This is a genomic window from Bradyrhizobium sp. 63_E2_N1_3 (genome assembly GCF_052076005.1).
GTDB lineage: Bacteria > Pseudomonadota > Alphaproteobacteria > Rhizobiales > Xanthobacteraceae > Bradyrhizobium > Bradyrhizobium barranii.
The window spans coordinates 4,727,417-4,746,728 of the sequence record NZ_CP197235.1 but is presented as its reverse complement, the minus strand read 5'-3'; the positions used below and the strand labels follow the sequence as shown (position 1 = coordinate 4,746,728).

General features: G+C 65.5%; 20 protein-coding genes. 11 read left to right on the top strand and 9 right to left on the bottom strand.

The genetic code is table 11. The features are described from left to right. Positions 1 to 6: 6 nt before the first annotated feature. On the bottom strand, positions 7 to 618 hold the full coding sequence (locus tag AB7531_RS22570) for a c-type cytochrome (protein WP_225048829.1): 612 nt from the start codon (positions 616 to 618) through the stop codon (positions 7 to 9). Between the two features lie 189 nt (positions 619 to 807). Between AB7531_RS22570 and AB7531_RS22565 the strand changes: the two genes are divergently transcribed. Then, on the top strand, positions 808 to 1,359 hold the full coding sequence (locus tag AB7531_RS22565) for a hypothetical protein (protein ID WP_354096316.1): 552 nt from the start codon (positions 808 to 810) through the stop codon (positions 1,357 to 1,359). A 124-nt stretch (positions 1,360 to 1,483) separates the two neighbouring features. Further along, positions 1,484 to 1,669, top strand: coding sequence for a hypothetical protein (locus AB7531_RS22560; RefSeq protein ID WP_231141971.1), 186 nt, complete (start codon positions 1,484 to 1,486; stop codon positions 1,667 to 1,669). Between the two features lie 6 nt (positions 1,670 to 1,675). On the opposite strand, the gene AB7531_RS22555 is transcribed toward AB7531_RS22560, so the two are convergent. Further along, positions 1,676 to 2,287: a CinA family protein gene (locus tag AB7531_RS22555; protein WP_028161429.1), complete on the bottom strand. Its 612-nt coding sequence runs from the start codon at positions 2,285 to 2,287 to the stop codon at positions 1,676 to 1,678. A 3-nt stretch (positions 2,288 to 2,290) separates the two neighbouring features. Then, positions 2,291 to 3,472: a bifunctional 2-C-methyl-D-erythritol 4-phosphate cytidylyltransferase/2-C-methyl-D-erythritol 2,4-cyclodiphosphate synthase gene (locus tag AB7531_RS22550; RefSeq protein ID WP_063983322.1), complete on the bottom strand. Its 1,182-nt coding sequence runs from the start codon at positions 3,470 to 3,472 to the stop codon at positions 2,291 to 2,293. A gap of 282 nt (positions 3,473 to 3,754) precedes the next feature. Between AB7531_RS22550 and dusB the strand changes: the two genes are divergently transcribed. The 3 genes from dusB to ntrC are packed head-to-tail and all read left to right on the top strand — an operon-like array spanning position 3,755 to position 7,380. Beyond that, complete coding sequence (gene dusB, locus AB7531_RS22545) at positions 3,755 to 4,756, top strand: tRNA dihydrouridine synthase DusB (RefSeq protein WP_187388075.1); 1,002 nt, start codon at positions 3,755 to 3,757, stop codon at positions 4,754 to 4,756. Continuing rightward, positions 4,753 to 5,928 carry a two-component system sensor histidine kinase NtrB gene (locus AB7531_RS22540; protein ID WP_063986376.1) on the top strand — a complete coding sequence of 392 codons (1,176 nt, stop codon included), beginning with the start codon at positions 4,753 to 4,755 and terminating at the stop codon, positions 5,926 to 5,928. Before dusB ends, AB7531_RS22540 begins: the two co-directional genes overlap by 4 nt. Before the next feature lie 9 nt (positions 5,929 to 5,937). Further along, entirely contained in the window at positions 5,938 to 7,380 is a 1,443-nt protein-coding gene (ntrC, locus tag AB7531_RS22535) for a nitrogen regulation protein NR(I) (protein WP_028147560.1), read from the top strand. A 167-nt stretch (positions 7,381 to 7,547) separates the two neighbouring features. Here ntrC and AB7531_RS22530 read toward each other — a convergent pair whose 3' ends face one another. Further along, positions 7,548 to 7,832: a hypothetical protein gene (locus AB7531_RS22530; RefSeq protein WP_063983321.1), complete on the bottom strand. Its 285-nt coding sequence runs from the start codon at positions 7,830 to 7,832 to the stop codon at positions 7,548 to 7,550. A 45-nt stretch (positions 7,833 to 7,877) separates the two neighbouring features. Here AB7531_RS22530 and AB7531_RS22525 point away from each other — a divergent pair, with 45 nt between their 5' ends. The 4 genes from AB7531_RS22525 to hflX all read left to right on the top strand — a co-directional run bounded on the left by AB7531_RS22525 (position 7,878) and on the right by hflX (position 13,541). Further along, positions 7,878 to 10,265 carry a sensor histidine kinase gene (locus AB7531_RS22525; RefSeq protein WP_063983320.1) on the top strand — a complete coding sequence of 796 codons (2,388 nt, stop codon included), beginning with the start codon at positions 7,878 to 7,880 and terminating at the stop codon, positions 10,263 to 10,265. Positions 10,266 to 10,282: 17 nt separating this feature from the next. Next, the gene (gene ntrX / locus AB7531_RS22520) at positions 10,283 to 11,653 is read left to right on the top strand and encodes a nitrogen assimilation response regulator NtrX (RefSeq protein WP_063983319.1); all 1,371 of its coding nucleotides are present in this window, start codon (positions 10,283 to 10,285) and stop codon (positions 11,651 to 11,653) included. Between the two features lie 248 nt (positions 11,654 to 11,901). Next, positions 11,902 to 12,150 carry an RNA chaperone Hfq gene (gene hfq, locus AB7531_RS22515; RefSeq protein ID WP_007591126.1) on the top strand — a complete coding sequence of 83 codons (249 nt, stop codon included), beginning with the start codon at positions 11,902 to 11,904 and terminating at the stop codon, positions 12,148 to 12,150. Between the two features lie 11 nt (positions 12,151 to 12,161). Further along, a complete protein-coding gene (hflX, locus tag AB7531_RS22510) occupies positions 12,162 to 13,541 on the top strand; it encodes a GTPase HflX (RefSeq protein ID WP_063983318.1) in 1,380 nt (459 codons plus the stop codon). A gap of 78 nt (positions 13,542 to 13,619) precedes the next feature. Here the strand turns inward: hflX and AB7531_RS22505 are convergent, their stop codons facing one another. Next, entirely contained in the window at positions 13,620 to 14,642 is a 1,023-nt protein-coding gene (locus AB7531_RS22505; protein WP_063983317.1) for a DUF2278 family protein, read from the bottom strand. 193 nt (positions 14,643 to 14,835) lie between these two features. Next, positions 14,836 to 15,690, bottom strand: coding sequence for a nucleoside triphosphate pyrophosphohydrolase (gene mazG, locus AB7531_RS22500; RefSeq protein ID WP_063983316.1), 855 nt, complete (start codon positions 15,688 to 15,690; stop codon positions 14,836 to 14,838). A 137-nt stretch (positions 15,691 to 15,827) separates the two neighbouring features. Between mazG and queC the strand changes: the two genes are divergently transcribed. Next, complete coding sequence (gene queC / locus AB7531_RS22495) at positions 15,828 to 16,541, top strand: 7-cyano-7-deazaguanine synthase QueC (RefSeq protein ID WP_063983315.1); 714 nt, start codon at positions 15,828 to 15,830, stop codon at positions 16,539 to 16,541. A 149-nt stretch (positions 16,542 to 16,690) separates the two neighbouring features. Here queC and AB7531_RS22490 read toward each other — a convergent pair whose 3' ends face one another. From AB7531_RS22490 to nthA, 3 genes are read right to left on the bottom strand one after another with little or no spacing between them, the layout of a single operon-like run. Further along, the gene (locus AB7531_RS22490) at positions 16,691 to 17,068 is read right to left on the bottom strand and encodes a nitrile hydratase accessory protein (protein ID WP_063983314.1); all 378 of its coding nucleotides are present in this window, start codon (positions 17,066 to 17,068) and stop codon (positions 16,691 to 16,693) included. Then, complete coding sequence (nthB, locus tag AB7531_RS22485) at positions 17,068 to 17,727, bottom strand: nitrile hydratase subunit beta (RefSeq protein ID WP_063983313.1); 660 nt, start codon at positions 17,725 to 17,727, stop codon at positions 17,068 to 17,070. Before nthB ends, AB7531_RS22490 begins: the two co-directional genes overlap by 1 nt. After that, positions 17,724 to 18,347 carry a nitrile hydratase subunit alpha gene (nthA, locus tag AB7531_RS22480; protein ID WP_063983312.1) on the bottom strand — a complete coding sequence of 208 codons (624 nt, stop codon included), beginning with the start codon at positions 18,345 to 18,347 and terminating at the stop codon, positions 17,724 to 17,726. The genes nthB and nthA overlap by 4 nt, the downstream gene beginning before the upstream one ends. Positions 18,348 to 18,467: 120 nt before the next feature. On the opposite strand from nthA, the gene AB7531_RS22475 reads away from it, so the two are divergent. Then, a complete protein-coding gene (locus AB7531_RS22475; RefSeq protein WP_063986375.1) occupies positions 18,468 to 19,274 on the top strand; it encodes an enoyl-CoA hydratase/isomerase family protein in 807 nt (268 codons plus the stop codon). Positions 19,275 to 19,312 lie beyond the last annotated feature (38 nt).

Below are 19,312 nucleotides of genomic sequence, written 5' to 3'. Positions count from 1 at the left end.
GCCTCGTCAGTTGGGCTGGCTGCCGCAGCCGAACGGCAGCGCGTAGGTGCCTTTCGGGACGGGCGCCGGGTTGGTGGGCGCGGGTCGCGTCGCGAGCCAGGCCGCAACGGCGGTAACATCTGCTTCCGTCAGATGGCCGGCGACGAGCTGCATGCAGTCCGGCGATTTTGCCGTTCGCGTGCCGTAGCGCCAGGCGCCGAGCTGCGCACTGACGTAAGCGGCGCGCAAGCCCAGCAGACCGGGGATGCCGGGCTGCATGCCGGTGAGGCCCGGGCCGTGACAGCTCACGCACGCCGGTATGTTACGACCGGCATCGCCGCTGGTCGCGAGCAGTTCGCCCTGCGCCAGCACTTCCTTGCTGACTTCGCTCGGCGCGGGCTGCGGCAGCGGCGGATGCTCGCTGGCGAAATATTCAGCCATCGCCTCCAGATACGGATCAGGCAGAAACTCCAGCAGATAGTTCATCGGCGGGTATTTGCGCCGGCCGCTGCGGAAGGCGAGGAGCTGGTTGTAGAGATAGCCGGCCGGCTTGCCGGCAAGCCGCGGGAAATAGACGTCGCTGGTGCCTTCGCCCTTGTTGCCGTGACAGGGCGTGCACGCCTCCACCCGCGCCGCCATGGTATCCGGCGGCTGGTTGGCCGTTTGTGCGGCAGTACCATCAATAGCGGCCAAGGTAGCAATAGCGATAGCCAGTGCAGTGTCGCGAGCGAACACGCCGTCGCCCTCCAAAAAGCAGGACCGGGTTGATTCCTGGCCACAGCGTAGAGCCGCATTATTGCGCCAATACAGTCGCGCGCAAGATCGGACATGGCGATGACGCTTGGTCGCGGTTGCACATTTGCGATCCTGATCGAATTCGACAAGAATTGCGTGCTTTTTGAAAACTGGCGTAACGCCGCGATCTCGCGGCGTATTCCGCCCGAGCTTTGCTTCACAAGCGGGAAGCGCGGCAATGTGGAATCCGTTCGCGCGCGCGGGTGTTCTGCCGCTTGGGCCGGGCAGACGACCTGTCATCAGAGTGCATCTTCCCGTCGGGCGACAAGTGCAGTTTGTGCCAAAACGCAGCGCGCTGACGCAACACCCCTTGCCGCAAACGGCGCACCACGAGCTCTGCCCTTCGCGAAAGGTTTGACTACAATCCGAGTCGGGCGCGGGCGCTTTATCGCGGGATCGGGGGAGATGGGACGCTGGAAGCAGGCATGGAGCGAAGAAGACCTTGGCAGGCTGAAGGTACTGGCAGGCACCAAGCCGATTGCGCTGATAGCGAAAGAGCTCGGCCGGACCCGCGGCACGGTGCTGGCGAAGGCGATTGAGCAGAAGCTCCCTGTCATTTGTCGGACGAAGCGCCAGGAACAATAATTGGATGTCGCGGAACCCATTCAGCTTCCTTGCGCCGAACGCACATGCCGGGAACGCGCGCTTGGCCGCGCTCAATTGACAGCATGGGACAGGCCGGCAGCTGGCTGACCAGATCCTGAAGGAGTTGCGTGAAGATCCTCGCGTCGACGAGCGGGCCGCGCCATCGGTCAATGTGTCGAAGGTGGTCGCCGCCGATCCCGCAGCGCCCGTCGTGGAATTGACGGTGAGCGCGAAGGTGGCGCCGTCCGACGCCGATGCGGTCAAGCAGCGCGTGCTCGACCACGCGAGCGCGCTGCTGGCGGCGGCATGACGTGGCTCAGCCGCGCGGTGACCGCGGCGTCCTGCGCTTCACCGCATGCCGGCGCGGCGAGCGGGTCACGCGGGGCCGCAGGCGGGTTGCCGCGGCCGCGCGCCGCGGCTTGGGCTGCGCCTTCGGGCCGCGGGCGAGATCCATCAGCATGCGCAATGCCTCGACCACCGAGCGCTGGCGCACGGCGGTACGGCCAATCGCGCCAAAACGATGCTCGCGATGGACGATGCGGCCGTCGCGCGCGGCAACCGCAAAATGCACGAGACCGACCGGCTTGCCGGGCGTGGCGCCGCCGGGGCCGGCGATACCGGTGATGGCAACGGCGAGATCGACGCCGGCCCGCTCCAGCGCGCCGACCGCCATCGCGGTTGCGGTCTCCTTGCTGACGGCGCCGAAATTCGCGAGCGTGCTCGCCTCGACGCCCAACATCGCGCGCTTGGCATCATTGGAATAAGTGACGAAGCCGCGGTCGATCACGTCGGAGGAGCCGGGAATGTCGGTCAGCGCGCCGGCAACCAGGCCGCCGGTGCAGGACTCGGCGGTGGCGATCGTCAGCTTGCGCATCCGGCAAAGATCGAGCAGCGAGCGGGAGAGGGCGCGTGCGTCGCTGCCGCCCATGACCTAGACGCCCCAGGGCAGGCGGATGGTGGCGCTCGCGGTAGCCGCGATGCCTTCCTCGCGGCCGGTGAAGCCGAGCCGCTCGCTGGTGGTCGCCTTCACCGCGACGCGCGAGATGTCGACCCCGGAGATCTCGGCGATGCGGGCGCGCATGGTGTCGCGCAAGGGGCCAATCTTCGGCCGCTCGCAGATCATCGTCACCTCGAGGTTGGCGACGCGGCCGCCGCGCTGCGCGACGCGCTCGATGGCGTATTTCAGGAACTGGTCGGAGGAAGCCCCCTTCCATTTCGCATCGCTCGGCGGAAAGTGCGAGCCGATATCGCCGTCGGCGAGTGCGCCGAGGATGGCGTCGACCAGCGCATGCAGGCCGACATCGCCGTCGGAATGGGCGAGGAAGCCTTTGGTGTGCGGTACCCGCACGCCACAGATCATCACGTGGTCGCCTTCGCCGAAGGCGTGCACGTCGTAGCCGGTGCCGGTCCTGATGTCGCCGAGCAGGCTGGCCAGGCGCGCTTCCTCGCGCACGAAATCCTCGGGAGTGGTGAGCTTCATATTGGCAACATCGCCTTCAAAGGTTGCGACCGTCAATCCCGCCCATTCGGCAATCGCGGCATCGTCGGTGAAATCGCTGCGTCCATCCTTTGCCGCGCGACGATGCGCCTCGAGGATGACGTCGAAACGAAAGGATTGCGGCGTCTGCGCGATTCGCAAGGCTGAGCGGTCCGGCGTGTCCTCGACATTGCCGCTCTCGCCGGTGACCTTGATGGTGTCGGTGACGGCAACGACGGGGAGCGCGGCGCCGGTGCGGCTCGCCGCCTCGATTGCGCGCGAGATCACGCCTGCCGAGACGAAGGGGCGCGCGGCGTCGTGGATGAGCACGATATCGGGCTTATGCCTGGCGAGTGCTTCGAGCCCTGCGAGCACGGAGGCCTGCCGCGTCGCGCCGCCATTGGTCGGCGGCTCGTGGCTGAGACCTGCGACCGCTGCCGTGAACATGGCGCTGTCGTCGGGGTTCACCACCGGCTGCACGGCAAACACGTCGGGGTGCCGGCTGAAGGCTTCCATGGCGCGATAGATCACGGGCACGCCGCCGATCTCGCGATATTGCTTGGGACCACCGGCGCCAGCCCGCAGGCCGCGTCCGGCCGCGACGAGGACGACTGCGGTGCGCTGTGATTTCGCCATAGGACTCAAATACTCAGTTGGTGATGAAGAGAGTCGGGGAGTGGGGTGATTGCCGCATGCCTCTAGCACGGCAGGCCCGCAAAAAAAGGGGGTTTCCCCGGATTGTGGGAAACAGCATTTTGCTGCACTGCACTTGAAAGATTTGCAGAACTGTCTAAACTGTAGGCATGACGCTTGACTGCACAAGAATTGTGCGCAAGATAGGTCATGGCAGGCGCGATGAGGCCCTGCCTACGCAACGAGACCCCTGTGACCGGCTCGGCAGTATCAGGCTCTAAGCCGTTGAAAATTGGCGATATCGAGGTCGCCACCCCGGTCTTCCTGGCGCCGATGTCGGGGGTCACCGACTCGCCCGTCCGCAGGCTCGCCGCCGAGCTCGGGGCCGGTTTGGTCGTGTCCGAAATGACCGCCAGCGATGAGCTCGCGAATGGCCACAAGATGTCTCGGTTGCGCTGCGAAGCGACCGGAATCGGGCCTCATGTGGTCCAGCTCGCCGGCTGCGAGGCGCACTGGATGGCCGAGGGAGCCCGGATCGCCGAAGCCGGAGGCGCCGACATCATCGACATCAACATGGGCTGTCCGGCCCGGCACGTCACCGGCGGCCAGTCCGGCTCCGCCCTGATGCGCGATCTCGACCATGCCGTCAGCCTGATCGATGCGACGATCGCGGCGGTGAAGGTGCCGGTAACGCTGAAGATGCGGCTCGGCTGGGACGATCACACCCGCAACGCGCCGGAATTGGCGCGGCGTGCGGAAGCCGCCGGCATCAAGCTCGTCACCGTGCACGGCCGCACCCGTTGTCAGTTCTACAAGGGCGAGGCCGATTGGGATGCGATCCGCGCGGTGCGCGAAGCGATCTCCATTCCGCTCGTCGTCAACGGCGACATCACCACTTACGAGAAGGCGCTCGCGGCGTTGGAGGCCTCCGGCGCCGATGCCGTGATGATCGGCCGCGGCGCGCAGGGGCAGCCTTGGTTGCCCGGCGAGATCGGCCGCCGCCTGAAGGGCGGGGCGGTCGAAGCCGCGCCGTCGCTCGCGACCCAGCTGCATTATGTCCGCACGCTCTATGAGGGCGTCTGCGCGCTCTACGGCCTGCGCATCGGCCTCCGGCACGCGCGAAAACATCTCGGCTGGGCGCTCGACGTCGCGGCCGATGTGAGCCGTGCGCCGGCCGAGAAGCTGAAAGCCTGGCGCCAGAAGATCCTCACCTCCGAGGATCCGCGCCTCGTCCACCAGTCGCTGCAAGATGCCTTCGACGATTTCGCATGGAGCGCTGCTGCATGAGCTCAGCTGCTGACCATCGCCGGCCGCTTCCGTCCGAGAGCGATGCGATCCTGGATGCGCTGCCCAATCCCGTGCTCATGATCGGGCCGGACGGCAAGATCGTCGCCGCCAACATCGCGACCGAAGCCTTCTTCGACATCTCGACGCAGTTCCTGAAACGGCAGTCGCTGAAAGAGCTGGTGCCGTTCGGGAGCCCCTTGCTGGCGCTGATCGACCAGGTTCGTTCGTCGAACTCGCCGGTCAACGAATACAAGGTCGATCTGGGCACGCCGCGCATGGGCGGCGACCGCCAGGTCGATCTGCATGTCGCCCCGCTGACGGAGCGGCCCGGCCATATCGTGGTGATGCTCCAGGAGCGTTCCATTGCCGACAAGATGGATCGCCAGCTCACCCATCGCAGCGCCGCGCGCTCGGTGATCGCGCTGGCCGCCATGCTGGCGCATGAGATCAAGAATCCGCTCTCCGGCATCCGCGGCGCGGCGCAACTGCTGGAGCAGCAGGCCTCGTCCGAGGACCGCATGCTGACGCGGCTGATCTGCGACGAGGCCGACCGCATCGTGACGCTGGTCGACCGCATGGAGGTGTTCGGCGACGAGCGCCCCGTGGTGCGCGGTCCCGTCAACATCCATTCCGTGCTCGATCACGTGAAGCGACTGGCGCAGTCGGGCTTTGCCCGCAACATCCGCTTCATCGAGGATTATGATCCGTCGCTGCCGCCGGTCCTGGCGAACCAGGACCAGCTCGTCCAGGTGTTCCTCAACCTCGTGAAGAACGCCGCCGAAGCGCTGATCGACGTCCCCGACGCCGAGATCCAGCTCACCACCGCGTTCCGTCCCGGCGTGCGCCTGTCAGTCCCCGGTCAAAAATCCCGTGTATCGCTGCCGCTCGAATTCTGCGTGAAGGACAACGGACCAGGCGTGCCGGACGATCTTCTGCCCAACCTGTTCGATCCCTTCGTGACCACCAAGCAGACCGGCTCGGGTCTTGGCCTGGCGCTGGTCGCAAAGATCATCGGAGATCACGGGGGCATCATCGAATGCGAGTCTCAGCCGCGCAAGACCACCTTCCGCGTGCTGATGCCGATGTATTCCACATCGGTCAAACATGCCGATCCAAGCAGCCGCGACGGCTCTGCCGGGAAGTCGTCGTCTGCGTCACAGGGGGCGAAATGAGGATTAACGATGCCCGCAGGTAGCATTCTCGTTGCTGATGACGACACCGCCATCCGCACGGTTCTCAATCAGGCGCTATCCCGCGCCGGCTATGAAGTCCGGCTCACCGGCAATGCCGCAACGCTGTGGCGCTGGGTCAGCCAGGGGGAGGGCGATCTCGTCATCACCGACGTGGTGATGCCCGACGAGAACGCCTTCGACCTGCTGCCGCGGATCAAGAAGATGCGGCCGAATCTGCCCGTCATCGTCATGAGCGCGCAGAACACGTTCATGACCGCGATCCGCGCCTCGGAGCGCGGGGCGTACGAATATCTGCCAAAGCCCTTCGACCTGAAGGAGCTGATCGCCATCGTCGGCCGTGCGCTGGCCGAGCCGAAGGAACGGGTCTCGACGCCGGACGAGGACGCCGAGATGGAGGCGATCCCGCTGGTCGGCCGCTCGCCGGCGATGCAGGAAATCTACCGCGTGCTGGCGCGCCTGATGCAGACCGACCTCACCGTGATGATCACGGGCGAGTCCGGCACCGGCAAGGAGCTGGTGGCGCGCGCGCTGCACGATTACGGCAAGCGCCGCAACGGCCCGTTCGTCGCGGTCAACATGGCGGCGATCCCGCGTGACCTCATCGAGTCCGAACTGTTCGGCCACGAGCGCGGCGCCTTCACCGGCGCCAACACCCGCGCCTCGGGCCGGTTCGAGCAGGCCGAGGGCGGCACGCTGTTCCTCGACGAGATCGGCGACATGCCGATGGAGGCGCAGACCCGCCTGCTGCGCGTGCTCCAGCAGGGCGAATACACCACCGTCGGCGGCCGCACCCCGATCAAGACCGACGTGCGGATCGTCGCGGCGTCCAACAAGGACCTGCGCGTCCTGATCCAGCAGGGCCTATTCCGCGAAGATCTGTTCTTCCGCCTCAACGTCGTGCCGCTGCGGCTGCCCCCCTTGCGCGAGCGCATCGAAGACCTGCCGGACCTCGTGCGGCACTTCTTCACGCTGGCCGAGAAGGACGGCCTGCCGCCGAAGAAGCTCGATGCGCTGGCGCTGGAGCGGATGAAGCAGCACCGCTGGCCCGGCAACGTGCGCGAGCTCGAGAATCTCGCCCGGCGCCTCGCCGCGCTCTACCCGCAGGACGTGATCACGGGCTCCGTCATCGACGGCGAGTTGGCGCCGCCCACGGTCAGCCCCGGTGCCGCGGTCCAGCAGGGCGTCGACAATCTCGGCGGCGCGGTCGAGGCCTATCTCTCCTCGCACTTCCAGGGCTTCCCGAACGGCGTGCCGCCGCCGGGCCTCTATCACCGCATCCTCAAGGAGATCGAGGTGCCACTGCTCACGGCCGCGCTCGCCGCCACCCGCGGCAACCAGATCCGCGCCGCCGATTTGCTCGGTCTCAACCGCAACACGCTGCGGAAGAAGATCCGGGACCTCGATATCCAGGTGTACCGGAGCGGGGGTTAGTCTTCCCGAACGGACGGTGGCTCAGCTCCCCCTACCAAAGCGGAGCTGAGCCTGTCCGGATCGCGCTGGCCGTTGTGGCTAACGCGGTGAGCAAAAGTCCGAATCAGGCCGAAACGTTCCGCTGGAACGTATGAATTGTTATTCAACCGCCGAGCGCAGCGTCGCGCTCATCTGATCAGCCGCGCCGAGACCGGCTGGGCGCTGGCGACGTTCGCCAGCGGCTGCTGCACCCCGAGACCATTGACCAGGAGGTCGGCGGCTACGATCAGCAGCAGCACGGCCGACACCATCATCGCGAGAAAGAACCTGTCCATGGCGGTCAAGCCGCAGGGGCGGGAATCCGTTCCCGCAAGCGAGGTTTGCCAGAACAGCGGCCTGTGGATGCGCCGGTCCGTCGCGGCGAGGGCGCCGCGGAATTGTCGCAATTCGGCAACAATGTGGTACGAATACATCAGTATCCGCCCGCCGCGGACCCCGTTTTCAGCACCATTGCCGGAATGACCAGCGCAGATACCTCGGCCGCACACTTCGACACGGCCCCAGCGGAAGAGCCCCGGCGTTGGTCGGTGCGACGCTGGCTGGCACCCCTTGCCGTGGCGATGGCGTTGCTGTCGGCCCTCCTGACCTTCCTGGTCCTGACCGGTCTCACGAGGATCGAGCCGACGCCGGAGGTGGTCCGCTCCTTCTATCTGATCAATGCGGCCACGATCCTGCTGCTGGTTGGCATCATCGTCCGCGAGCTCTGGCAGTTGATCCTGGCGCGGCGGCGGGGCCGGGCGGCGGCGCGCCTCCATGTCCAGATCGTCAGCCTGTTCTCGATCGTGGCGGTGCTGCCGGCGGTGCTGGTCGCCGTCGTCGCCAACGTCACCATCGAGCGCGGCCTCGACCGGCTGTTCTCCGGCCCGACCAAGGAGGTGATCCAGAATTCGCTGACGATCGCGCGCGCCTACATGCAGGACCACGCACAGCTGATCCGCGGCGACATTCTCGGCATGGCCAATGACATCGCCCACGCCCGGCCGCTCTACGACCAGGACCGCCGCTCGTTCCGCGAGCTGCTGACCGCCAGCGCCGGCTCCCGCAACCTGCCGGGCGCGATGATCATCGACAAGAACACCAATATCCTCGAATCGGCCGACACCGGCATGCGGCTCGCCTATTCGCCGCCGGCGCCGGACTTCCTCAGCAACGTCAACGAATCCGAGCCCGAGATCGCCGTGCTGCCGGATGCGAGCTTCGTCGCCGCGGTGATCCGCCTGCGCGCCTTCAGCGACACCTTCCTTTATGTCGCGCGGCCGCTCGATCCGAACGTCGTCAACCAGCTCAAGCAGACCGAAGTCAGCGTCGCCGAATACGCCCAGATCGAGTCGCGCCGGCTCGGCATCCAGGTCGCCTTCGCGCTGATGTTCGCGGTGATCGCGCTGACCATCCTGATGGCCTCGGTGTTGATCGGCCTCAACTTCGCCAACTCGCTGGTGGCCCCGATCCGGCGGCTGATGAACGCGGCACACACGGTCTCGACCGGCGACCTCCATGTGAAGGTGCCCGTGCACCAGTCGGAAGGCGACCTCGCCCAGCTGGGTGAGACCTTCAACAAGATGACGCAGGAATTGCGCAGCCAGCGTGACGAGCTCGTCAACGCCAGCGATCTCATCGACAGCCGCCGCCGCTTCATCGAGGCCGTGCTGTCCTCGGCGAGTGCCGGCATCATCGGCGTCGACAATTCGGGCAGCGTCGGCATCCTCAACCGCTCCGCCGAGAAGCTGATCGGGCACTCCGAAGCGGAGACGCTCGGCCATCCGCTCTCCGACGTGCTGCCCGAGCTAGAGGAGATGATGAAGACGGCGCGGGAAGGGACCCAGCGCCTGGTGCAGGGCCAGATCACGATCACGCGCGACGGCACCGAGCGCAACCTGTCGGTCCGCGTCAGCGCCGAGAAGACCAGCCAGCCGCACGACAGCTACATCATCACGCTCGACGACATCACCGAACTGGTCTCGGCGCAGCGCACCTCGGCCTGGGGCGACGTCGCGCGCCGCATCGCGCATGAGATCAAGAATCCGCTGACGCCGATCCAGCTCTCGGCCGAGCGCATCCGCCGCAAGTTCGGCAAGGACATCACCGAGACCAAGGACAAGCAGATCTTCGAGCAGTGCACCGATACCATCGTGCGCCAGGTCGACGATATCCGCCGCATGGTCGACGAGTTCTCGCGTTTCGCACGGATGCCGAAGCCGGTGATGGAGGGCGAGGACGTCGCCGACACCGTGCGGCAGGCGGTGTTCCTGATGAAGGTCGCCCATCCCGAGATCGATATCGAGGCCGAATTCAAGGAAGATCCGCTGCGCGCGCAGTTCGACCGGCGGCTGATCTCGCAGGCGGTCACCAACATCGTCAAGAACGCCACGGAGGCCGTCGAGCAGGTGCCGCCGGAGGAGCTCGGCAAGGATTACGGCAAGGGCCGCATCGACGTCGTAGTCTCGCGCGAGGGCGAGGACGTGCTGATCGACGTCATCGACAACGGCATCGGCCTGCCCAAGGTCGCGCGCTCGCGCCTCCTCGAGCCTTATGTGACGACGCGGGCCAAGGGCACCGGCCTTGGCCTGGCGATCGTCGGCCGCGTGCTCGAAGACCATGGCGGGCGTATCGAGCTGAAGGACGCTTCCGATTTCCGCGAGGGCCAGCGCGGCGCGTGGATGCGGATGCGTTTTGCGATCTCCGGTGCCCCCGCGAAGGGCGAGGGGACCGTGCAGGCATCGTCGGCCGCAAACGCGGTCACGGACATCGCCAAGCCGCCCGAAACAAAACAGCCGGCCGCCGAAACCAAAGAGGCGGCTGAAAAGACCAATGATTCAACGAAGATCGAAGCCTCAACAGGCATCTGACAAGACAGGCGCGAACCATGGCAAGTGAAATTCTGATTGTCGATGATGAGGCCGATATTCGCGATCTCGTTGCGGGCATTCTCGAAGACGAGGGCTTCGTGACCCGGACCGCCCGCGACAGCGATACGGCGCTCGCCGAGATCGCCAATCGCAGGCCGCATCTGGTGTTTCTCGACATCTGGCTCCAGGGCTCCAAGCTCGACGGCTTGCAGCTGCTGGAGCAGGTCAAGAAGGACAATGCCGATCTGCCGGTCGTGATGATCTCCGGCCACGGCAACATCGAGACCGCGGTCGCCGCGATCAAGCGCGGCGCCTACGACTTCATCGAGAAGCCGTTCAAGGCCGACCGGCTGATCCTGGTCGCGAACAGAGCGCTCGAGAACTCGCGGCTCAAGCGCGAGGTCAAGGAGCTGAAGCAGCTCGCGCCGAGCGCAAGCTCGCTCGTCGGCCGCTCGCCGAGCATGAACCAGCTGCGCCAGACCATCGATCGCGCGGCCAAGGCCAACAGCCGCATCCTGATCGTCGGCCCGGCCGGCGCCGGCAAGGAGCTGACCGCGCGCACGCTGCATACGGCCTCGGGCCGCGCCGATGGTCCGTTCGTCGTGATCAATGCCGCCGCGATCACGCCGGAGCGCATGGAGCACGAGATGTTCGGCGTCGAACAGTCCAATGGCGAGCAGCCGCGTAAGCCCGGCGCGCTCGAGGAAGCCCATGGCGGCACGCTGTTCATCGACGAGATCGCGGACATGCCGCGCGAGACCCAGAACAAGATTTTGCGCGTGCTAGTCGAGCAGTCGTTCCAGCGCGTCGGCGGCACCGGCAAGGTGCAGGTCGACGTCCGCATCATCTCCTCCACGGCGCGAAATCTCGAAGAGGAGATCGCTGCCGGTCATTTCCGCGAAGACCTCTATCATCGGCTCTCGGTGGTGCCGATCCGCGTGCCGGCGCTCTCGGAGCGGCGCGAGGACATTCCGGAATTGATCGACTATTTCATGGAGCAGATCTCGGCCGGCAGCGGCCTGCCCAAGCGGCAGATCGGGCAGGACGCGATGGCGGTGCTGCAATCGCATGTGTGGCCCGGCAACGTACGCCAGCTCCGCAACAACGTTGAGAGAGTCATGATTCTGGCCGCGGGCGGACCGGAGGTGATCATCACCGCCGACATGCTGCCGCAGGACGTCGGCTCGATGGTGCCGGCGATGCCGACCAGCAACAACGGCGAGCACATCATGGGGCTGCCGCTGCGCGAAGCGCGCGAAGTGTTCGAGCGCGACTATTTGATTGCACAGATTAGCCGTTTTTCAGGAAATATTTCTCGCACGGCTGAGTTTGTTGGCATGGAACGTTCGGCGCTGCACCGGAAGCTGAAGGCGCTCGGTGTCGGCTGACACCGCGACGTCGCGGCCGCACCTCAGGGATTAGCGAGGAAAATCATCGATTTCCGTAGTTTTTCGGGGCAATTGGGCGTGGCCTGCCGCGTGAAGCGGCTTGCCTAATAACCCGTCCTGTCCTCTAATCGAACCGCTGTTCCTCCGAGGGGGATCTCATGAGGAATGGCAACCGGAAGAGGCCCCGAATGTCACAAAGAGGGCCGCAACCGGCGCAATAAAAAGAAACTCAAAGCGAGAAAAAAACAATGGCGGCAGACCGCGCACAAAACCTACAGGACACCTTCCTCAATCACGTTCGCAAAACCAAGACGCCACTGACGATCTTTCTGGTCAACGGAGTGAAGCTCCAGGGCATCGTGACCTGGTTCGACAATTTCTGTTTGCTGCTTCGGCGCGACGGTCACTCGCAGCTTGTCTACAAGCATGCGATCTCGACCATCATGCCGGGCGCTCCGATCCAGTTGTTCGAAGGCGGCGAGGATCAGCCGGCTTGAGAGTGATCTGATTGGAACCCCGGAATTTCGACGGGGAGGCCGACCGTCCGCGGTCGGCAGGGGCGAAGCAGACGGGGCGGGTGCTTGTCATCGGCCCCTACTTGCGTGTGCGCGCGGGCGGTGCCGACGCGCAATCGGAAAGCCATGTTCAGCGTGACGCGGAGGCCCGGCTCGATGAGGCCGCCGGCCTCGCGCGGGCGATCGACCTCGTCATTGCCGACGCCATTATCGCGCCGATCAGCCAGATCCGCCCCGCGACCTATATCGGCAAGGGCAAGGTCGAGGAGATCGCCGCGCTGGCCAAGAGCCTCGATGTCGAGCTCGTCGTGATGGATTGCGCGCTGGCGCCGATCCAGCAGCGCAATCTCGAGAAGGAATTGCACGCCAAGGTGCTCGACCGCACCGGGCTCATCCTGGAAATCTTCGGCCGCCGCGCCAAGACCAAGGAAGGCTCGCTCCAGGTCGAGCTTGCGCATCTCAACTACCAGCGCTCGCGCCTCGTTCGCTCCTGGACCCATCTGGAACGCCAGCGTGGCGGCTTCGGCTTCATGGGCGGTCCCGGCGAGACGCAGATCGAAGCCGATCGCCGCCTGATCCAGGAGCGCATCTCGAAACTCGAGGGCGAGCTGAAGAAGGTGCAGGCGACGCGGCGGCTGCATCGCGCCGGACGCCAGCGCGTGCCGTATCGCGTCGTCGCGCTGGTCGGCTACACCAATGCCGGCAAGTCGACGCTGTTCAACCGCCTGACCCGCGCCGACGTTCAGGCCGCCGACATGCTGTTCGCAACACTCGATCCGACCCTGCGCGCGCTCACTTTGCCGCATGGCGGCAAGGCGATGCTGTCCGACACCGTCGGCTTCATCTCCAACCTGCCGACCCAGCTCGTCGCCGCCTTCCGCGCCACGCTGGAAGAGGTGCTGGAAGCCGACGTCATCCTGCATGTGCGCGACATCTCGCACGAGGATGCCGAGGCCCAGCAGGGCGACGTCGACGCCGTGCTGCGCCAGCTCGGCATCAATCCCGACGACAGTGGCCGCATCATCGAGGTCTGGAACAAGATCGACCGTTACGAGCCTGACAAGCGCGAAGAGCTTTTGAACATCGCCGCGCGCCGGCCGGAAGATCATCCGGCGATGCTGGTCTCGGCCGTGTCAGGCGAGGGGATCGATGCACTGCTTGCGGCCATCGAGGAACGTCTCGCCGCAAAGCGCACCACGCTCGATCTCTCCATCGACGCCGCCGACGGCGCCGGCATCAGCTGGCTGCACAGGAATTCCGAGGTGCTGGCCAAAGAGCTGCACGACGGCCGCTTCGACATGACGGTGCGGGTCGACGAGACCAAGCGGGATATCGTGGTGAACCGGTTCGATGCCGTGCCGCGCGTGGCGTGATCCGAAGGGCGCGGTGCGCCCGACCGGCCTGCGTGCGATATCGACCATATCCGCGTTTCCGGGTTGAGACGCGTAACGCTAGAATGGAATGGTCAGGCCCGGATTCTTCGCCTGCGCCTTGGTATAGGCGACGCCGTGGATCTTGATCCCGCGCTCGTCCAGCAGCGAAATGATGCCGCCCTGGTTCGACAATTCCATCGGCTTCTGCACGACGACGGCGAGCGTGCCCCCGGCCGCGATCTTCCCTGACAGGACCATCTTGTTCTTCTGCTTGTCGGCCAGCATCCAGCCGGTGAGATCGATGTCGCGATCGGCCGTATTGAGCAGCGTGACGACTTCCCGCTCAGGCGTCTTCAAGGCATTGACGAGTGCTGCGATGATGCGCACGAGTCCGTCAGGCATTTGCCCGGTCGGAGGAGCGGTCGGATCTGGCGGCTGTGTCGGAGCGCCGAGATCGATGGGGTCACCGGTCTTGTCGTCGGTGTGCCAGGCCTGGGTCTGGAATTTGAGGAAGACCGCCGTCCATAGCTTCTGATCCGGGAATTCGAACACCAGCCCGCCGTCTTGCCATGGCCCGTTGTCGCCCGAGAATCGTCCGATTGGATTTCCCTGATTCATATGGATATCGTGAATGCCGCGGCCCGGCCGGAAGCCGAAATAATTGTCCGCCTTGGTCTCCGGCCCCCATGTCTCACCGAATGCGTAGATCATCGCGCTTTCGTTTGAGAGCGCGCGCTGGACGAACTGGTCGAGCTTCTCGTTGAGGTCATTGTCGGGTCCGGGCACGGACAGCGGCAGCGGGATCATCTCCTGGGGCTGCATCAGATTGCCGCGAATGAAGTCCAGCGCGATGCTGGCCGGCTTCGGCGGCTGCGGGTGCAGGCCCTCCGGCAGCGCCGCGAGATGATCGGTGATCGGATGGACAAAGTGCGATCGCACCAGGAACTCGACTTCGCTTCCGTCGGCTGACTGCACATTGACGGCGATGCGGAAATCCGCGTTGTCGGCCACGACATGGACTTGATAGTGCGGCGACTGGCCGGTGCCGAAACGCATCGCGATCGGGCGTCCTTTGAGGACCGAATAGTGCTTTAATGGCATCGCACTCACCTGAGGTGGGATTTCGGCTGCGCGGGCTCCGTTGCTCAACTCTAGACTGCTTGTCGTGACGGTTTCATGGCTTGACTGCGATCCGCCATGACCGCCTCGCTGCATTCGGGAAAAGATGCTGACCTATATCTCCTTCGCGACCGCTTCGATCCTTGCGGGTACACCGATGGAGCAGGCCACAACGCTAGCGGCGGGCCTGCGAGCGAGTCTCTGATACCGGTTTCCCCTCACTCTTCGCCGCGTTCCACAGCGCGTCCATCTCCGCCAGCGACGCCTGCTCGAGCGTCCGCCCTTGCGCCTCAAGCGCGCGCTCGATGAAGGCGAAGCGCCGCTCGAACTTTGCATTCGTCGCGCGTAGCGCGGCTTCCGGATCGGCGTCGACGTGGCGGGCGAGATTGACGAGTGCGAACATCAGATCGCCGGTTTCCTCCGCCAGCCCCTCGCTGTCGTTGCGGTCGAGCGCCGCCTCGATCTCGTCGGCTTCTTCGCGGATTTTCGCCAGCACCGCGCGCGGGTCGTTCCAGTCGAAGCCGACGGTGGAGGCCTTGCGCTGGAGCTCCATCGCGCGCGTCAGCGCGGGCTGACCGGCCTTGACGCCCGAGAGTAACGACTTGTGCGTCGGCGTTTCCTCCGGCGGCCGGCGAGCCGCACGTTCGGCTTTCTCCTCGGCCTTGATGCGGTCCCAGACCTCCTTGACGTGGGAGGAGGCGAGGTTGCCGTCCTTGTCGGCGAAGACATGAGGGTGGCGCCGGATCATCTTGCGGGTGATGGCCTCCACGACGTCGCCGAAGGTAAAGGCATTCTGTTCTGAAGCCATCTGGGCGTGAAACACGACCTGGAGCAGGAGGTCACCGAGCTCCTCGCGCAGATCGTCGAGATCGCCGCGGCTGATGGCCTCGACCACCTCATAGGCCTCCTCGATCGTGTAGGGCGCGATCGTCGCGAAATTCTGCTCGAGGTCCCAGGGGCAGCCGGTCACCGGCGTGCGCAGCGCCGCCATGATCTCGATCAGACGGGAAATGTCGCGGGAAGGGGTCATTGCGGGGCAGTCTCCTGGCTCCAAAGCCTTATGCCAAAAGCGGCCCGCCGTTCCCAGCGCGGCGCTGCGGAACAGGCCGATTTCCACCGATTGGCGGCAGATTGGCGAGCCGCGCCCGCAGTGCTAAAGCGCGGGCCATGAGTGACGCATTTTCATCACAAACCGCCCTGGTGCTCTTTTCCGGCGGCCAGGATTCCACCACCTGCCTCGCCTGGGCGCTCAGCCGCTTTGCACGCGTGGAGACACTGGGTTTCGAGTATGGCCAGCGCCATGCCATCGAACTCGCCTGCCGCGACCGGCTGTTCGACGGCATCAAGGGGCTGCGTGCCGATTGGGCCGCAAGGCTCGGCGAGAGCCACACGCTGTCGATTCCGACGCTGGCGGCTGTGTCCGAGACGGCGCTGACGCGCGACGTCGCCATCGCGATGGGCGCCGACGGCCTGCCGAATACGTTCGTGCCCGGCCGCAACCTGGTGTTCCTGACGTTTGCCGCGGCGCTCGCCTACCGGCGCGGCATCACCCACATCGTCGGCGGCATGTGCGAGACCGATTATTCCGGCTACCCCGATTGCCGCGACGACACCATCCGCGCCATGCAGGCCGCGCTCTCGCTCGGCATGGCCAGGCAATTCGAGCTGCATACGCCGCTGATGTGGATCGACAAGGCGGCGACGTGGAAGCTCGCTCACGACCTCGGTGGCGCAGGACTGGTCGATCTCATCCGCGAGCACTCGCACACCTGCTATCTCGGCGAACGCGGCGCGCAGCATGAGTGGGGTTTCGGGTGCGGCGAGTGCCCGGCGTGCAGTTTGCGGGCGAAGGGATGGCGGGAGTTTGCGGCGGGCCGCTGAGGCCACATATTCGGTGTCATCACCCGCGAAAGCGGGTGATCCAGTATCCCAGAGACCGTGCTTGAGTCGAGAGGCCGCGGCCTACTGGATTCCCCGCTTTCGCGGGGAATGACAGCGGAGGGCTTGGCACGAGCGTGCCTCTTACCGACCTACCGAAAATCCTCCGGCCGCAGCTCGATCGGCTTACCGTGCGGCGTACGATCCGCGGCGTGGTCCCAGGCGTCGCGGTAGCGGTGCAGCGTCTCCGCCGATGCGACGCCCTTGCTTGCAACCAAACCTTCCAGCGTGGCGAGCCAGTGCAGGTAATAGGTCTCGCCCGTGTCAGGGTCGCCGGCGGCTTGGGCGCGCTTGATCTCGGAGGCCAAGGCTGCGGCCCATTCCGGCCAGGTGAACACGCCGCGCTCGTGCAGCGTCAGCGCCATCGCAAACGCATGCGCTTCCCAGGGTGCGCGGAACACCGGGCCGTCGTCATCGCGCGGAATGCTCGGAATGGCCGCCGTCGCAGCGGCCGCAGCCGGGCTGCTCATCACGCCGGGTCCAGATAGGGTTCGAAGGCGTCGATCGACACCTTCAAGGTCGGATCACCGTCCGCGCCCCAGAGGTCGCGGCCCTCGAATACGACCGTGTAAAGCCATTGCGGATTTTCGCCGAGCTCCATCGCCGCCGAATCCGGAAATACGTGGCAGCCGTGGTTCAGCTCGACGACACCGACATGGCCGCGCACATAGCGCGGCAGCCGCGTATGCGTGGTCGGATGAATGTTCTTGGCGCGGACGCGATCGCCGATGTTGAATTTTGCCGGCGCCGGAGCAGGGCGGGCGAACTTGCCGCGCACCATGACGCGCTCGACATTGGCGAGGTCGAACTTGCCGTGCTTGAGCGCCTTTGCAGGCTGCATCGCGTGGCCGGCGGCGACCTCCTCCCGGGTGAGGTAGCCCTTCTCGATCAGCATCTCCTCGAGCCCGAGAAACCATTTCTTGTAGTAGGAGCTCGAGAGATAGTCGTGCGGCGGCAGCGTCTCGCGATAGAAGCGCGAGGTGTCGATGTTGAAGGCGCCCGCCGCGCCCATCGCGCGCACCATGGCGAGAACACGCGATTCCCACTCCTCGTGAAACATCGGCTCGTTCGGCTCGGCCTCGACCTTGCCGAACCCGTCCATGCCGCCCATGTCGTGGACGCCGTTCACGAGGGCGCTCCAGGCGTCTTGGGAAAGCCGGTGCCGATCATGGAATCGCGCGTGACGAGTTCGGCGAGCTGCTCCTCACTCCAGCCTTCGGTGCCCGCGGGGCGCATCGGCAGCACCAGGAAGCGGGTCTCGGCCGTCGAATCCCAGACACGGATTTCCATGTCCTTCGGCAGGGTGACGTCGAAATCGGCGAGCACGCCGCGCGGGTCCTTCACCGCGCGCGAGCGATAGGGCGCAGCCTTGTACCAGACCGGCGGCAGCCCCAGCATCTCCCAAGGGTAGCAGGAGCACAGCGTGCACACGACCATGTTGTGTCGCTCCGGCGTGTTCTCGACCACGACGAGATGGTCGCCGACGCGGCTGACATGGCCGAGCGTGCCGATGGCCTTCGAGCCATCCTCTAGCAGCGCCTTCTTGAACGCCGGATCGGTCCAGGCCTTGGCGACGACGCGCGCGCCATTGTGCGGTCCGATCCTGGTCTCATAGGCCTGGATGATGGCGTCGAGCGCGGCCGGCTCGACATAGCCTTTTTCTGTCAGGATCGTCTCGAGCGCGCGCACGCGCAGCTCGGTCTCCGACAGCTCGGAATGGTCGTGATGATGGTCGTGATCGTGGCTCATGGCGCAAAGATAGGCGCAATGGTCCCTGCCTGTCGAGTATGCGCTGGGGCGCAACCGGGTCCCATATTCGTGAGGCCGGATGTAGGCTAGCCTCGCAGCAAAGCGGATTGGGAGACATTGGTGACGAACTTCGTGACGATCGAGAAGGGCCTCGGACCGGAGGGGCGGATTGCGGTGGTGCGGTTCGACCGCGGCGACGGCATCAACGCGCTCTCGCCGGAGGCACTGCGCCAGCTCACCGCGGCCGCGCGCAGCTTCGAGGATGATGCCGCAACGTCCGTCGTGGTTCTGACGGGCAGCACCAGCGCCTTCAGCGCCGGCTTCGACCTCAAGGATGCCGAGGGCCGCTCGCGCAAGGACATGGATCTCGGCACGCTGCGGCGGCATCTCAAGCTCGGGCCGCGTCTGACCCACGCCTGGCATGAGATGGAGCAGATCACGATCGCCGCCATCGAGGGTTTTTGCGTCGGCGGCGGCGTCGCGCTGGCCGTGGCGCTCGACTTCCGCGTGATGGGGCACGACGCGCATCTGCGCGTGCCCGAGATCGGGCTCGGCATGAACATGAGCTGGCAGAGCATCCCGCGCATGCTGCATCTGATCGGGCCGGCCCGCACCAAGCAGGCGGTGATCCTGGCCGACCAGCGCATCAGCGCTGATGAGGCCTATGAATGGGGCCTGGTGGAGCAGGTGGCCGATCCCGGCCATGCGTTCGATGCCGCCATGGAGCTTGCCCGGAAGGTCGCCGCGCAGCCGCCGCTCTCAGTCGCAATGACCAAGCTGACCGTCAACCGGCTGGCACATGCGCTGGACGATCTCGCCAGCCACATGGACGTCGACCAGTTCGCGCTGGCGAGTCTCACCGAAGACCACAAGGAGGGCATCGAGGCGTTCCTGACCCGCCGCAAACCGCGCTTCAAGGGGCGGTAGCAAGGGGCGGTAGAACGTGAAGTCAGGCCATTGATCGC

Bases quoted from the DNA above. Each gene is read 5' to 3' on its own strand.
- AB7531_RS22570 (WP_225048829.1), bottom strand. From the start codon at position 618: ATGGCGGCGCGGGTGGAGGCGTGCACGCCCTGTCACGGCAACAAGGGC.
- AB7531_RS22565 (WP_354096316.1), top strand. From the start codon at position 808: ATGGCGATGACGCTTGGTCGCGGTTGCACATTTGCGATCCTGATCGAA.
- AB7531_RS22555 (WP_028161429.1), bottom strand. From the start codon at position 2,287: ATGGGCGGCAGCGACGCACGCGCCCTCTCCCGCTCGCTGCTCGATCTT.
- AB7531_RS22550 (WP_063983322.1), bottom strand. From the start codon at position 3,472: ATGGCGAAATCACAGCGCACCGCAGTCGTCCTCGTCGCGGCCGGACGC.
- AB7531_RS22540 (WP_063986376.1), top strand. From the start codon at position 4,753: ATGAGCTCAGCTGCTGACCATCGCCGGCCGCTTCCGTCCGAGAGCGAT.
- ntrC (WP_028147560.1), top strand. From the start codon at position 5,938: ATGCCCGCAGGTAGCATTCTCGTTGCTGATGACGACACCGCCATCCGC.
- AB7531_RS22530 (WP_063983321.1), bottom strand. From the start codon at position 7,832: ATGTATTCGTACCACATTGTTGCCGAATTGCGACAATTCCGCGGCGCC.
- AB7531_RS22525 (WP_063983320.1), top strand. From the start codon at position 7,878: ATGACCAGCGCAGATACCTCGGCCGCACACTTCGACACGGCCCCAGCG.
- ntrX (WP_063983319.1), top strand. From the start codon at position 10,283: ATGGCAAGTGAAATTCTGATTGTCGATGATGAGGCCGATATTCGCGAT.
- hfq (WP_007591126.1), top strand. From the start codon at position 11,902: ATGGCGGCAGACCGCGCACAAAACCTACAGGACACCTTCCTCAATCAC.
- AB7531_RS22505 (WP_063983317.1), bottom strand. From the start codon at position 14,642: ATGCCATTAAAGCACTATTCGGTCCTCAAAGGACGCCCGATCGCGATG.
- mazG (WP_063983316.1), bottom strand. From the start codon at position 15,690: ATGACCCCTTCCCGCGACATTTCCCGTCTGATCGAGATCATGGCGGCG.
- queC (WP_063983315.1), top strand. From the start codon at position 15,828: ATGAGTGACGCATTTTCATCACAAACCGCCCTGGTGCTCTTTTCCGGC.
- AB7531_RS22490 (WP_063983314.1), bottom strand. From the start codon at position 17,068: ATGAGCAGCCCGGCTGCGGCCGCTGCGACGGCGGCCATTCCGAGCATT.
- nthA (WP_063983312.1), bottom strand. From the start codon at position 18,347: ATGAGCCACGATCACGACCATCATCACGACCATTCCGAGCTGTCGGAG.